Genomic DNA, 14,416 nt, shown 5'->3' with positions numbered 1-14,416 from the left:
CCCCCTCCGCCCGGCCTCCCCTCCAGTCCCCTCCTCTGGGCCTCTCCCTCCCCTTGACGGGTCCCCGATATCTGACGGATAGTCAGAAAACTTCGGCGGTCGGGAGCGAGTGGCGATCGGGGTGCCTCGATGGCGTACGACGACTTCTACGAAAGGCTGCGAGCCTACGAAGGGCGTGCCGCCGCCCTCGGCGGCCAGGGCAAGGACCCGGTCAACGAGCCGATGATCAGGCACTGGTGCGAGGCGATGGGGGACGCCCACCCCGGCTATCCCGAGGTCGCGCCGCCCACCATGCTCCAGGTGTGGACCATGGGCGGCCTTTCGGGCCATGGCGCCCGCCCGGCCGCGTACGACGAGCTGTTGGCGCTGCTCGACGGTGCCGGGTTCACCTCCGTCGTCGCGACCGACTGCGAGCAGGAGTACCTGCGTCCGCTGCGGCCCGGCGACCGGATCACTTTCGACGCGGTCATCGAGTCCGTATCGCCGCGCAAGACCACCAAGCTCGGCGCCGGGCACTTCGTCACCACGCGGATGGCGGTGCGGGCGGCCGGTGAACTCGCCGGAACCCATCGATTCCGCATCCTCAAGTACGCCCCCGCGCGCACCGCGGAGGCGGGCCCGGCGACCGCGGGCCCGGCCGCCCCCCGCCGTCCGCGCCCGGTCGTCAACCGCGACAACGCCGGATTCTGGGATGGCGTCGCGGACCACCGACTGCTCATCCAGCGCTGCACCGGCTGCGGCACCCTCCGGTTCCCCTGGCTGCCCGGCTGCACCGCCTGTGGTGCGCCGTGCTGGGACACGGTGGCGGCCTCCGGGCGCGGCACGGTGTTCAGCTACGTCGTCATGCACCACCCGCCGTTCCCGGCGTTCGACCCGCCCTATGCCGTGGGTCTGGTCGAACTCGCCGAGGGCGTACGGATGATCAGCGGCATCGTCGGCGTGCCGTGCGAGGAGGTCCGTATAGGGATGGCTGTGGAACTGGAGTTCCGATGTGTGGAAGAAGGGCTGGAGCTGCCCGTCTTCAGGGGGACCGCATGACCGCGCGCTCCGTCCCGGGCTCCTCCCCGGACACGGTCCCCGTCCCGGACCCCGCCTCGGACATCGCCCCGCCCGCGGTCCCGGACGCCGTCCCCATAGGCTACGAGCTGCCGCCGCTGGCCGTCCCCGTCACCCGCACTCTCATCGTCGCCGGTGCCCTCGCCTCCCGTGACTACCAGGACGTCCACCACGATGCCGAGGCCGCCCGGGAGAAGGGTTCCCCCGACATCTTCATGAACATCCTCACCACGGGCGGACTGGTGGGCCGATACGTCACCGACTGGGCCGGACCCGGCGCCGAGCTGCGGAAGCTGGCCATCCGGCTCGGCGCGCCCAACCACCCCGGCGACACCATGACCCTCACCGGCCGCGTCACCGCCCTCGCCGACGACAGGACTGCCGAGATCGCCGTCAGGGGGACCAACCGGCTCGGCGACCATGTCACCGGGACGATCACCGTCCGGCTCCCGCCGCCTCAGCCGCCCGCCTCCGGGGCGGGGGTCCCGTCATGAGCCTGCGGCACGCGGACTCCCTCGGCGGCCGGGCCGCCATCGTCGGCATCGGCGCGACCGAGTTCTCCAAGGACTCCGGCCGCAGCGAGCTGAAACTCGCGGTCGAGGCGGTCCGCGCCGCTCTCGACGACGCCGGGCTCGCCCCCGCCGACGTCGACGGTCTCGTCACCTTCACCATGGACACGAGCCCGGAGATCACCGTCGCGCAGGCCTGCGGCATCGGCGAGCTGTCGTTCTTCTCGCGCGTGCACTACGGCGGCGGCGCGGCCTGCGCCACCGTGCAGCAGGCCGCGCTCGCCGTCGCCGCCGGCGTCGCGGACGTCGTGGTCTGCTACCGCGCCTTCAACGAGCGCTCCGGCCGCCGCTTCGGCGCGGGAGTGCAGCACCGCGAACCGTCCGCGGAAGGCGTCGCGCTGGGCTGGGCGCTCCCCTTCGGGCTGCTCACCCCCGCCTCCTGGGTCGCCATGGCCGCCCAGCGCTACCTGTACGCGTACGGACTGACGCCCGAGGCGTTCGGGCACGTCGCGGTCACCGGCCGCCGCCACGCCGCCACCAACCCCGCCGCGTACTTCCACGGCAGGCCGATCACCCTCGCCGACCACGCCGCCTCGCGCTGGATCGCCGAGCCGCTGCGGCTGCTGGACTGCTGCCAGGAGACCGACGGCGGGCAGGCGATCGTGGTCACCGGCGTTGAACGGGCCCGTACGCTCCCGTGCCCGCCCGCCGTGATCACCGCCGCCGCCCAGGGCTCGGGCCGCGCGCAGGAGCAGATGACCAGCTACTACCGCGACGACCTGACCGGCCTGCCCGAGGTGGGCGTCGTCGCCCGCCAGTTGTGGCGGAGCAGCGGGCTGGCGCCCGCCGACATCGACGTCGGCATCCTGTACGACCACTTCACGCCGTTCGTGCTGACGCAGCTGGAGGAGTTCGGGTTCTGCGGGCCCGGCGAGGCCGCCGGGTTCGTCGCCGCCGACACGCTGCCGATCAACACCCACGGCGGGCAGCTCGGAGAGGCGTATCTGCACGGGATGAACGGCATCGCCGAGGCCGTCCGGCAGATCCGCGGTACGGCGGTCAACCAGGTGCCCGGCGCCGGGCGCGCCCTGGTCACCGCGGGCACCGGCGTACCGACCTCCGGGCTGATCCTCGGCGCCGACGGCTGAGCCCGCGGCCCGCGGTCGGCCCGCGGTCGGCGCGCTGGCGCAGACGGCTGAACCGCCCGCGTGTCAGGCGTGTCCGCCTCTCCCGGCCGCCGTTCGCCGCCTTCACTCGCCTGTATGGACCGACAAAAAATGATGATCCGATATGCGGTCGGCCTGGTCGCGGCACTGACGTGTCTGGCGGGGGGCGGCGTGCCGCCCGAGTCCGCCGCGGCCGCGGGGGCCGCGCCCCGGCCCGCCCTCGTCCCCACCCCTCCGGCTCCCCGAGCCGTGGCGAGGCCCGCCCTCCCCGACCCCCGGATCTACGGGGCCGACATCTTCCACGGCTGGGCCCTCGACACCTGCCACGCCCCGAGCCTCGCCACCCTGCGCGCATGGCGCACCTCCCGCTACCGCGCCGTCGGCATCTACTACGCCGGCCACGGCCGCGCCTGCCCCAGGCAGCCGCGGCTCACCCGCTCCTGGGCGCTCGGCGCGGAGTCCCTCGGCTGGCGGCTGCTGCCGATCTACGTCGGTTCCCAGGCCCCGTGCGTCCGCGGCAAGGCCAGGCGGCACCCCAAGATCGGCGGCGAGCCGTGGGAGCAGGGCCGCGAGGAAGGCCGGCTCGCGGTGAAGCGCGCGAAGGCGCTCGGCCTGCGCAAACGCAGTGCGCTGTACCTCGACATGGAGGCGTACAACACGGCCCGTACCCGCTGCGCCCGCACCACCCTCGCCTTCATCCGCGGCTGGAACCGCGAGGTGCGCTCGCGCGGCTACTTCCCCGGCTTCTACAGCAGCGCCGACTCCGGCGTCCGGCACCTGGAGAAGGCCCGTAGATCCGGTGTGCGCGATCTGCCGTCGGTGATGTGGTTCGCGCGCTGGACGAGAAGCCCCGCGCTGTACGGAGAGCCGACCCTGCGCTCTTCGGGCTGGTTCGCGCACCGCCGGATCCATCAGTACTCGGGGAACGTCAGCGAGCGGCACGGTGGCAAGCGGATGAGCATCGACCGGAACATGGTGGACGCGCCCGTGGCGATCCTCCGCTGACTGCCGCCCCGACCGTTGCCCTGACGGCCACCCCGACGGTTGCGCTGAAGGCCGCCCTGACGCCGTGGCCGGCTCTGAGCAGCCCGGGGCCCGGCCCTGAGCGGCGGCGGGGCTGTCTGACGCCCGGAGGCCTCAGGCGCGACCCTGATCGCGGGCGGCCGCTCCTCCAACCGTGGGAGGTGGTGGTAGCCCCACCCATCCAACCTGAGGCGGACACAGCTTCGGCACCTCCGGCCGATACTCGGAGGGGGCATGCGCTCATAGCGTGGAGGACATGACCACGCCCGTGTGCCCCAGCGCATCCGCCGCCGTGTTCCCGTCGTTCGCCTCGTACGTCCGGGCGCGGGGGCCCGTGCTGCTGCGCACCGCCCGTTCCCTCACCGCCAACGCCTGTGACGCGGAGGACCTGCTCCAGACCGCGCTCACCAAGACCTACCTGGCCTGGGAGCGGATAGAGGACCACAAGGCGCTGGACGGGTACGTCCGCCGGGCGCTGGTGAACACCCGCACCTCGCAGTGGCGCAAGCGCAAGGTCGACGAGTTCGTCTGCGACGAGCTGCCGGAGCCGGACCCGGTCCCCGGACCCGACCCGGCCGAGCAGCAGGTGCTGCGCGACGCGATGTGGCGGGCGGTGCTCCGGCTCCCCGCCCGCCAGCGGGCGATGGTCGTCCTCAGGTATTACGAGGACCTGAGCGAGGCGCAGACGGCGGAGGTGCTCGGGGTGTCCATAGGCACCGTGAAGAGCGCGGTGTCACGCGCGCTCGGCAAGCTGCGGGAGGACCCGGAGCTGACCCGGGCGGCCTGAGCGGGACGGGCGCCGTCCCGGCGGCGGGGCTGCGGCGACCCGCGGTCGGGACGGGAGCCGTCCGGACGACGGGCGGGCAGGGGCGACCCACGGCGTTGACCACCCGTCTCGGGGTAGTGACATACCGCATGGTCGGATGCAGAATCGGCGGCACCCTTACCAGCGCGTAACCGGTCCCCCAGGAGGCCCCGGTGCTCAGCACGATGCAGGACGTACCTCTGACCGTGAGCCGCATCCTCCGGCATGGCTCGACCGTGCACAGCGGCTCGTACGTCACCACCTGGACCGGGGTGCCGGGCCAGGCGCCCGCCAAGCGCACCTTCGGTGAGGTCGGGGCCCGGTCCGCCCAGCTGGCGCAGGCGCTCCGCGACGAACTGGGCGTGGCCGGCGACCAGCGGGTGGCCACCCTCATGTGGAACAACTCTGATCATATGGAGGCATACCTGGCGATTCCCGCCATGGGTGCCGTCCTGCACACCCTCAACCTGCGGCTGCCCGCCGAGCAACTCGTCTGGATCATCAACCACGCGACGGACCGGGTCGTCATCGTCAACGGCTCGCTGGTGCCGCTGCTCGCGCCGCTGTTGCCGAAGCTCGCCTCCGTCGAGCACGTCGTCGTCTCCGGGCCGGGCGACCGCGCGCCGCTGGAGGGCAGCAGCGGCGGCCGTATCCGCGTTCACGACTACGAGGACCTGATCGCCGGGCGGCCGACCGACTTCGACTGGCCGGAGGTCGACGAGCGGGACGCCGCCGCCCTCTGCTACACCTCCGGGACCACCGGGGACCCCAAGGGCGTGGTCTACAGCCACCGCTCCATCTACCTGCACTCCTTGCAGGTCAACAGCGCGGAAGCCTTCGGGCTCGGCTCCCGCGACACCCTCCTGCCGGTCGTGCCGATGTTCCACGTGAACGCGTGGGGCACCCCGCACGCCGCGTTCATGGCGGGTGCGTCGCTGCTGATGCCGGACCGGTTCCTGCAGCCCGCGCCGCTCGCCGAGATGATCGAGAGCGAACGGCCCACCATCGCCGGCGCGGTCCCGACCATCTTCCAGGGGCTGCTGGCCGAACTCGACGCCACCAAGCGCGACGTCTCCTCGCTGCGCTGCGTGATCATCGGCGGGGCCGCGTGTCCGCCCGCGCTGATGAAGGGGTTCGAGGAGCGGCACGGGCTGCACGTCGTCCACGCGTGGGGCATGACCGAGACCTCGCCGCTGGGCTGCGTCTCGCACCCGCCCGCCGGGGCCGGCGCGGAGGAGGCCTGGTCGTACCGCGTCACCCAGGGCCGCTTCCCGGCCTCGGTGGAGGCACGGCTGGCCGCACCCGGCGGCGGCTTCCTGCCCTGGGACGGGGCGTCGGCCGGTGAGCTGGAGGTGCGCGGGCCGTGGATCGCCGGTGCGTACTACGGCGGGGCCGGCGCCGAGCCGCTCCGCCCCGAGGACAAGTTCACCGAGGACGGCTGGCTGCGCACGGGAGACGTCGGCACGATCAGCCCGGACGGCTATCTGACCCTGACCGACCGGGCGAAGGACGTCATCAAGTCGGGCGGCGAGTGGATCTCGTCGGTCGAGCTGGAGAACCAGCTGATGGCGCACCCGGACGTGGCGGAGGCGGCGGTGGTGGCCGTACCGGACGAGAAGTGGGGGGAGCGGCCGCTGGCCACGGTGGTGCTCCGGGAGGGCGCGACCGCGGGGTACGAGGAGCTGAAGGGGTTCCTCGCGGAGCGGGTGGCGCGCTGGCAGCTGCCGGAACGGTGGGCGCTGATCCCGTCCGTGCCGAAGACGAGTGTGGGGAAGTTCGACAAGAAGGTGATCCGGAAGCAGTACGCGGACGGTGAGCTGGAGGTGACGAGGGTCGACTGAGGCGCGGAGCCGCGCCCGCCGACGGGTGGCGTGGTGCCGCCCGGCGATGGGGTGGGCACGTGGGGGCGTGGGGGCTGAGCGCCGTCGTCCCGTGTCGGCGCCTGGGGCCTCCGGGGCGGGTCCTGGACCGTATATTTACGGCGCCGGTGCCCCGGACCGTCGGGTCACCCGGCACTTGGCGCCACAAACACACGACAGCGTCCAGGACCCACCCCTGCGGCCCCGGCGCCTTCCGTGATCGGTCGCTCGCGTCCCCCGGCGGTGCTTGCGGTCCGGGGGAGCGGACGACCCGGCCCGGGGTCAGTCCGCAGTCAACCCCGCCTGTGGCACGGCTGCGCGAGTCGGTCCGTACCGCCGCACGCCGACTCACCGGCTCGGACGGTTCCGGACGGACGGGCGTACGCGGACAGGCTTACGGGGACGGGCGTAGGCGGACGGACGGTCCTGCCCGTCCGCCTACGCGGTCAGTTCGTGCCGATCTTCGCCAGCAGGTCCACGATCCGGGTCTGCACCTCCGCGCTCGTCGAGCGCTCCGCGAGGAACAGCACCGTCTCGCCCGAACTCAGCCGCGACAGCTGCGCGGGGTCGATGTCCGCGGAGGTGTAGACGACCAGCGGTGTGCGGTTGAGCAGTCCGTTGCCGCGCAGCCAGTCGACGATCCCGGCCCGACGACGGCGTACCTGCATCAGGTCCATGACCACCAGGTTCGGCCGCATCTGCGAGGCGAGCGTCACCGCGTCCGCGTCCGCACCGGCCCGCGCGACCTGCATCCCGCGCCGCTCCAGCGTCGCCGTCAGCGCGTCCGCGATCGCCTCCTGCTCCTCGATCAGCAGAACGCGCGGCGGGTGCTGCTCGCTGTCGCGCGGTGCGAGTGCCTTGAACAGGACGGCCGGGTCGGCGCCGTACGCCGCGTCCCGCGTCGCCTGCCCCAGACCCGCCGTCACCAGCACCGGCACCTCGGCGGCGACGGCCGCCGTACGGAGCGACTGGAGAGCCGTGCGGGTGATCGGCCCCGTCAGCGGGTCGACGAACAGCGCGGCCGGGTACGCCGCGATCTGCGCGTCGACCTCCTCACGGGAGTTCACGATCACCGGACGGTAGCCGCGGTCGCTCAGCGCCTGCTGCGTGGGTACGTCCGGCGCGGGCCAGACCAGCAGCCGGCGCGGGTTGTCCAGCGGCTCCGGGGGCAGCTCGTCGTCCGGCGGCGGCGTGGCCGTACGGTCGTCGACGATCTCTATGGCGCCGTTCGGCCCGTCCAGCGGCTCCGGGCCCTCCGCGCCCTCGTCCGGCGCGCCGATCGCGAACGCCCGCCCGGGGGCGGTGGACGGTCTCGGCAGGTGCGGCTGCGGCTGCGGGGGCTGGGCCTGCGGCTGCTGCTGCGGGAGCGGCTGCGGCTTGGGACGGCGGCGTCCGGCCGGTTCCACCTCGGTGGACGGGGTGGGTTCCGCTGCCGGTTCGGGCCGAGCCGCCAGCTTCCGGCGGCGCCCGGAACCGGGACCGGCCGCGGCGGCGGCCGCGCCGACGGGCGGACCGGCGGGTGCGCTCGATGTCGCCCCACCCGTGGCGGCGGGTGACGCTGTTGCGGCGTGGGCTCCTGTTTCGGCGTGCGCTGCCGCACCGGTGGGACCGGCGGCACCGGCGGGGCCGACGGGACCGGCCGCACCGACGGGACCGGCCGCACCGGCGGGACGGGCCGTGACCCCGGGACCGGCAGCACCGGCCGCGACGCCAGGCCCCGGAGCGGCCATGCCGTTCGGCTGGGCCTGCGGACCCGGACGCTGCTGCTCACCCGCCTGGTGCGTGAACGGCACGCCCTGTCCCAGCGTCCGCACACTGATCGCGCGGCCGTGTGAAGCGTCCGCGCTCTGCGGCGCCGCGGTCGGCGGCACCTGCCGGGGCATGCCGCTCCGGGCGGCGGTTCCGGCCGGGCGGCCGGGGCCCCCAGCGACCCCAGTGGCTTCGGCGACCCCAGTGGCCTCGGCGGTCTCCACTGAGTCGGGGGAGCTGGTCATGTCCGCGGCGGAGCCCACGGCATCGGGCAGGGGCTGCCGGGCCCCGTCCTCCGCCAGCGCCCGCCGCGCCCGGCGCCGCCCGGTCGGCTGATCGCGGACCTCCGGCGACGAGCCGGGAGCGTACGCGCCGTCAGCGCCCTCTGCGCCGTCAGCAGCGCCAACACGGTCAGCACGGTCATCAGCACCGGCGCCACGAGCGGCGGGCAGTGCGGGCATCGCGGGCACCGCGCCGGCGTCACGCGGCCCGGGCTGCGCGGGTACGGGTACGCCCTGCGGTCCCCAGCCGCCCGCCGGCGCCGTGCCGCCCTGCGGCGGCACGCCGTCGTCGAACCCCGGCCCGGCGGCCGGCCGTCCGCGTCCCACGGCGCGACGCCCGCCCGGCGCCTCGCCGGACCACTCGTCCGCACCCGCGGCGCCGTCCGGGCCGTGGGGCGTCGCCGGGCCCGGAACGGGGGCGCGCCGCCGCCCGCCGGGAGGTACGGCGTACGGGTCGTGAGAACCGCCGTGCGTGCCACCGGCGGCGGGAACGGGCACCGTCGCCGGAGCCGCGCCGGGTACGCGGCGGTCGCCGGGAACGCGCCCCGGGCCGGCGGCGTCGCCGGGTTCCATGTCGTCGTACGGCCCGGTCTCCAGGCTGCTCTGCGCGGGCAGCAGGCCCGCGGGACCGAGCTCGGGGGGCAGCGCGGGCGACGGCCGCGGCGCGCGATCAGCGGCCGCGGGGGGCAGCGCGAACGGCGCCCGGCCGCCCGCCGCCTCGGCCGCGGGCTGCGGCTGGGACGGGCCCTGCTGCCGGGCGTCCCGCGGTTCCTGCTGCTGGTCGGCCGGCATCCGCTCCGGGGCCTCGGCGAGCGCGCGGCGCGCACGACGACGTCCGGTACCGGGGGCCGCCGCGGCGGGCAGCGCGGGCATGCCGGAGCCACCGGCGTCGGCCGCGGTCCCGCCTCCGGCGCCGTCTGCGGCTCCGGCATCCGAACCGTTCGCGCCGGAAGTCCGCGGCCCGGGACCGTGAATGCCATGGCCGTCCGTACCGGGACGATGCGGGCCGGAGTGCTGCGGACCACGCCCACCCGTGCCGGGCCCCTGCGGGTCGGACGCGTGCGGGATGGACGCGGGCGTGTCGAGAACCGGCGCGAGGGAGCCGTCCGCACCGGGCCCGTACGAGTCCCGATCGCGCGCGCCACGTCCGTCCGTTCGCGGCCCGGGCAGGCCACGCCCGTCCGTACCGGGCTCGTGGGAACCGCGCCCGTCGGTGCCGGGCCCGGCTGCGCCGCCGCCGTCCACGCCGGTCGCGTGCCCGCCGCGCTGGTCCGTCGCGGTGCCGGGCAGGTCGCCGTTCGCGCCGGGACCGTATGCGTTACGGCCGTCCGCACCGGGACCATGTGGGCCATGGCCCACCATGCCGGGGCCGACTGTTCCGGGGATGTTCGTGCCGCGTCCGTCCGTTCCGGGGCTGGGTACGTGGTCCACGTCGGGGCCGTAGCCGCCGCGTCCCTCCGAAACGGGGGCAGGCATGCCCCGTCCATCCGTGCCGGGGTCTGCCGGAGGGCCCGGCCAGCCCTCGGGGCCCGGAGTGGCGTCGGCGGCGGCCGGAGGGAGGGCGAACGCGGCCCGCCCGGGAGCCGGGGTGCCGCCCTCGGCCCCCTGCGTACCCTGCGGTCCGCCGTCCCGCGCGGCCGCAGCGCGCCGCGCGCGCCGCCCGGTCGGTGCCGGGACCGGCCCGTCCGGGGCTGTTCCCTGCGCGGGTACGAGTCCGTGCCCGGAGGTCGTTCCGCCGCCCGAGCCGTCGGTGGAACCGCCGCCCTGGTGGCCCTGGTTGGTCACGGCCCGGCGCGGATCGACTGCCTCAGGGACGGGGGGCTGCTCCTCGGGTGCGGCGCGGCGTGCCCGACGCCGACCCGTGGGCTTGGGCAGCGCAGCCTCCTGCGGGACCCCGGCGCCCTCAGCCGTGCCCTGCGTCCGTCCCGCGTCGTCCGCCGCCCCGGTGGTCCCATGCGCCCCCGCGCCCGACGGCGCAGCAGCCTGCGGACCGGTGGCTGGCAGACCAGTAGCCGACAGACCGGCAGCCGACAGACCGGCAGCCTGCGGACCGCCAGTCGGTAGATCGGCAGCTTGCGGACCGGAAGTCCCGGCCGCGGAGGCTGCGCCGGAACGCCCGCCCTCCGCCGTACCGCCACCGACGCCGCTGACGGCTTCGCCACCGCCCACCGCGCGGCGCGCGCGCCGTCCGGTCGGCGCGTCGCCCCGCCTGGGGTCGGGTACGGCGGCGGGGGTCGCCGTGCCGCGCGCACCGGCGGCCGCCTCCCGCCCCGGCCCGTAAGCAGTACCCGTCTCCGTACCCGCAGCCGGATCCGTGGCCCCGACGCGGGCCACCTCGCCCGTCCCGTCGGTCCCGGCACCGGGCATCCCGGCACCGCGCGTGCCGTCCGCGGCCGTGGCGCCGACACCGGCACCCGCGACACCGGCACCGCCGACACCGGCACCCGACGTCCCGTCGCCTGACGTCCCACCGTTCGCCGCCCCGGCGGCCCCGACGGCCCGGGTCTCCGGTACCTCGGCCGCCCCGCCGACCGCCGCGCCCGCCGCGTCCGCGGCCGTGACCGGCACCTCCAAGACGTACGCGCTGCCGCCCATCCCCGGCACCTCGTGCGTCTGCAGCACCCCGCCGTGCCGCCGCACGATCCCGCGGACGATCGGCTCGTGCACCGGATCGCCGCCCGGGTACGGCCCGCGCACCTCGATCCGTACCACCGCACCGCGCTGTGCCGCCGCCACCACGATCGTCGAGTCGCCCGTGGCGCCACCGACCGCCGCCGCGCCGGTCGCGTCGACCCCGGCCACGTCGGCGATCAGATGCGCGAGCGCCTGGGCCAGCCGCTCCGGGTCCACCTCGGCCTCGATCGGCGGCGCGTGGACGGCGAACTGCGCCCGCCCGGGGCCGATCAGTTCGACCGCGCCCTCCACACCGGCCGTCACCACGCCGTCCAGCGAGACCTTCCGGCGGACCAGCTCCGCGCCGCCCGCGTCGAGCTGCTGATAGCTCAACACGTTGTCCACGAGGGTGGTCATCCGCGTGTACCCCGCGGCCAGGTGGTGCAGGATCTGGTTGGCCTCCGGCCACAGCTGGCCCGCCGGGTCGGACGCCAGGGTGCCCAGCTCCGCGCGCAGTTGCAGCAGCGGCCCGCGCAGCGACTGGCCGAGCACCGCCAGCAGCTGGCTGTTCCGGCCCGCCAGCGCGTCGTACCGCTCGGCGTGCTCCGCCACCAGCGCGTCGTGGCGTTCCGTCTGCTCCGCGAGCATGGTGTCGTAGCGCTCGGTCTGCTCGGCGAGCATGCTGTCGTAGCGCTCGGTCTGCTCCGTCACCATGCTGTCGTAGCGTTCCGTCTGCTCCGCCAGCATCGTGTCGTAGCGCTCGGTCTGCTCCGCCACCATCTCGTCGTACGCGCGCCGGTCGGTGAACGTCATCACCGCGCCCACGAGCTGGTCGCCGTCCCGCACCGGGGCGGTGGTCAGATCGACCGGCACCTGGCTGCCGTTCTTGGCCCACAGCACCTGTCCGCGCACCCGGTGCTTGCGCCCGGAGCGCAGCGTGTCGGCCAGCGGCGACTCCTCGTACGGGAACGGGGTGCCGTCCGGCCGCGAGTGGTGCACCAGCGGGTGCAGCTCCTTGCCGCCGAGGTCGCTGGCGCGGAAGCCGAGGATCTGCGCTGCCGCCGGGTTGACCAGGACGACCTTGCCCTCGGTGTCCACGCCCACCACGCCCTCGGCTGCGGCGCGCAGGATCATCTCGGTCTGGCGCTGCTGGCGGGCGAGTTCGGCCTCGGTGTCGAGCGTGCCGGTCAGGTCGCGGACGACGAGCATCAGCAGTTCGTCGCCGGTGTAGCTGTGGTGGTCCGCGTACGGGGTGCGGCCGTCCTCCAGATTCGCGCTGGTGACCTCGACCGGGAACCGCACGCCGTCCGTACGCCGCGCGATCATCCGGGTCGGCCGGGTACGTCCGTCGTCGCTGTTGTCGGGGCGGCGCATCGAGCCGGGGATGCGCTTGGAGTCGAAGTCCGGGAGCAGATCCAGCAGACCGCGGCCCACGAGCGCGGTGCCCGGGGTCTCGAACGTCTCCAGGGCGATGTGGTTGGCGTTGACCACCGTGCCGTTGCAGTTGACCAGCAGCAGCGCGTCGGGGAGGGCGTCGAGTATGGCTGCGAGGCGAGCAGCGCCTCGGGATGGCCTGCTGCTCACGACGACGCTTCCTCCCTGGTTACCGCACCTTGCCGACACCCGCGGCCATCTTGCCGCCCGGTCCATCGGGTGGCACCGGTCCGCGGAGTGTCACTGGGAGGGAGTCTAAGGGCAGGGGGTGCGGGAGCGGCGGGGGACGAGAGGGAGGTTCTGCCACGGCCTTGTGCGACTCGCCGCACCCCGGACATGTGGCCTCCGTCACTCACCCGCGTGTGGCAGCAGCGGTGCGAGCCGGTTCCAGCGGGTGACCTCGCAGCCGTCGGCCCTGGTGAACTTCGCGTTCACCCGCCGCCCGGCCCATGTCCCGGTGATGCGCGCGGTGGCCGGGCCGCCGTACTGCATCGTGCACACCCGCTCCTCCGGAATCGGCGCAAAGGGGTCCTTGTTCCACTGGGCGATCTCGTCCAGCCGGGCGCAGGCGGCCCGGGCGTCCGGGTGCGTGCCGCCGGCGGGGTGGCAGTGGAGCCGGTACTTCCGCCGGTCGGCGGCCTCGCCGGTGTGGGAGTAGGTGAGAACGAGGCGGTGGGGGGTGGAGACCGGATGCGGGCGCAGCCCCGCGGACGGCAGGTCGGCGAGCTCGTCGTACCGGTCGGCGTACTGCTCTCCGTACCTCTCGGGCAGCGGTACGGGGACGGGCGTGGCCGCCGGCGCCGGAGCCGCGGCCACGGCGGGGGTGGCGGCGCTGGCGGTGGCGGTGGCCGTGGTGGTCAGGAGGGTCACGGCGGCGACCGTGGTGGCCACGGACGCGGCCGAGGCGACGGCGGAACCGGAGGCGGCGGCGAGGCGGCGCAGCGACGCGGGGATGGCGGGGATGCCGAGGGGCTGACTCATGGGCGTACTCCCGGGGTGCGAGGCGGGGCATGCGCTGCCCCTGCCTCTCTAACGCGCCTCCGCCGCGCGCGTTGCGCCGGGACAGGTGTTTCAGGGCTTTGCCCTGGTGCCCGGCGGCCTAGTACCGTAGGACGCGATTGGTGACCAGCCGTACGGCTGTGTCATCATCTGCACACGCCACACCGCGCCCGCGCGGAGTGGCCGGTGTATCTGGAGGCGTCGCCTAGTCCGGTCTATGGCGCCGCACTGCTAATGCGGTTTGGGGCTTACCCCCCATCGAGGGTTCAAATCCCTCCGCCTCCGCCGACAAGGAGCCCCGGTCGTCATCGACCGGGGCTCCTTCGCGTTTGCCCGGGGCTCCTTCGCGTTTGCCGTTCGCCGGACGCCGCGCGACAGGACAAACCGCGACAGGAGAACCGCGACGGGACGGCCGCAGGGTGCGGGGGCGCGGTGATCGATGATCTTGGAATGGTGGCGTTTTCCCAGCTCAGGGCGGGTTCGCGTATCGGATTTCGCCTGACGCCGCAGGTCATGTAATGTTGTTCCCGCAACGCCGACCGGCAAGAAAAACCGCCGGGAAGCCAAGCGCTCGTAGCTTAACGGATAGAGCACTTGACTACGGATCAAGAGGTTGCAGGTTCGAATCCTGCCGAGCGCACAGCAGCTGAGAGGCCCCTTCCGGTCACCGGAAGGGGCCTCTGGCGTATGCGTTGACAGCAACGGTGACATCGACGCCGACATCAACTGCCGGGCGGTGTGAACCAGACGGCGTCCGGGGCGCCGCTCGCGCCGGCATCGTCGTCGCGCTCGCGACCGGCGGATCGTTCTCGTCCACCGGTCACATTTCTTCGTCGCGGTCCGTCAGAGCGTTGACGAGCCGGACGCCGCCGGTGCGAAGCAGGAGGGCCCCGCGGCCTTCGGCGGCGGCTCGTCTTGGCTG

The 14,416-nt window shown here is 74.5% G+C and carries 8 protein-coding genes and 2 tRNA genes; 8 read left to right on the top strand and 2 right to left on the bottom strand.

Going from position 1 to position 14,416, the window contains the following annotated elements; genetic code table 11:
- Positions 1–129 precede the first annotated feature (129 nt).
- The 6 genes from ACQUSR_RS15460 to ACQUSR_RS15435 all read left to right on the top strand — a co-directional run bounded on the left by ACQUSR_RS15460 (position 130) and on the right by ACQUSR_RS15435 (position 6,400).
- Positions 130–1,038: a bifunctional MaoC family dehydratase N-terminal/OB-fold nucleic acid binding domain-containing protein gene (locus ACQUSR_RS15460; RefSeq protein ID WP_431043142.1), complete on the top strand. Its 909-nt coding sequence runs from the start codon at positions 130–132 to the stop codon at positions 1,036–1,038.
- On the top strand, positions 1,035–1,550 hold the full coding sequence (locus ACQUSR_RS15455; protein WP_431043141.1) for a MaoC family dehydratase: 516 nt from the start codon (positions 1,035–1,037) through the stop codon (positions 1,548–1,550). The genes ACQUSR_RS15460 and ACQUSR_RS15455 overlap by 4 nt, the downstream gene beginning before the upstream one ends.
- Entirely contained in the window at positions 1,547–2,713 is a 1,167-nt protein-coding gene (locus ACQUSR_RS15450; RefSeq protein ID WP_431043140.1) for a lipid-transfer protein, read from the top strand. The genes ACQUSR_RS15455 and ACQUSR_RS15450 overlap by 4 nt, the downstream gene beginning before the upstream one ends.
- Positions 2,714–2,842: 129 nt before the next feature.
- Positions 2,843–3,736, top strand: coding sequence for a DUF1906 domain-containing protein (locus ACQUSR_RS15445; RefSeq protein WP_431043139.1), 894 nt, complete (start codon positions 2,843–2,845; stop codon positions 3,734–3,736).
- Between the two features lie 274 nt (positions 3,737–4,010).
- Complete coding sequence (locus tag ACQUSR_RS15440) at positions 4,011–4,541, top strand: SigE family RNA polymerase sigma factor (protein ID WP_431043138.1); 531 nt, start codon at positions 4,011–4,013, stop codon at positions 4,539–4,541.
- A 191-nt stretch (positions 4,542–4,732) separates the two neighbouring features.
- Positions 4,733–6,400: a long-chain fatty acid--CoA ligase gene (locus ACQUSR_RS15435; protein ID WP_431043137.1), complete on the top strand. Its 1,668-nt coding sequence runs from the start codon at positions 4,733–4,735 to the stop codon at positions 6,398–6,400.
- Positions 6,401–6,864: 464 nt separating this feature from the next.
- Here ACQUSR_RS15435 and ACQUSR_RS15430 read toward each other — a convergent pair whose 3' ends face one another.
- Both ACQUSR_RS15430 and ACQUSR_RS15425 read right to left on the bottom strand, forming a co-directional pair.
- Positions 6,865–12,645 (bottom strand): PAS domain-containing protein, encoded by a 5,781-nt coding sequence (locus ACQUSR_RS15430; RefSeq protein ID WP_431043136.1) that lies wholly within the window; start codon positions 12,643–12,645, stop codon positions 6,865–6,867.
- Positions 12,646–12,843: 198 nt separating this feature from the next.
- A complete protein-coding gene (locus ACQUSR_RS15425; RefSeq protein WP_431043135.1) occupies positions 12,844–13,476 on the bottom strand; it encodes an SSI family serine proteinase inhibitor in 633 nt (210 codons plus the stop codon).
- A 212-nt stretch (positions 13,477–13,688) separates the two neighbouring features.
- Between ACQUSR_RS15425 and ACQUSR_RS15420 the strand changes: the two genes are divergently transcribed.
- Both ACQUSR_RS15420 and ACQUSR_RS15415 read left to right on the top strand, forming a co-directional pair.
- Positions 13,689–13,779: transfer RNA gene (locus ACQUSR_RS15420), tRNA-Ser, on the top strand.
- A 282-nt stretch (positions 13,780–14,061) separates the two neighbouring features.
- Positions 14,062–14,134 (top strand) — tRNA-Arg (locus tag ACQUSR_RS15415).
- Positions 14,135–14,416: the final 282 nt, after the last annotated feature.

Origin of the sequence: Streptomyces sp. P1-3, from assembly GCF_050613155.1 — a bacterium.
GTDB lineage: Bacteria > Actinomycetota > Actinomycetes > Streptomycetales > Streptomycetaceae > Streptomyces.
This window is presented reverse-complemented; position numbering and strand designations above follow the sequence as displayed.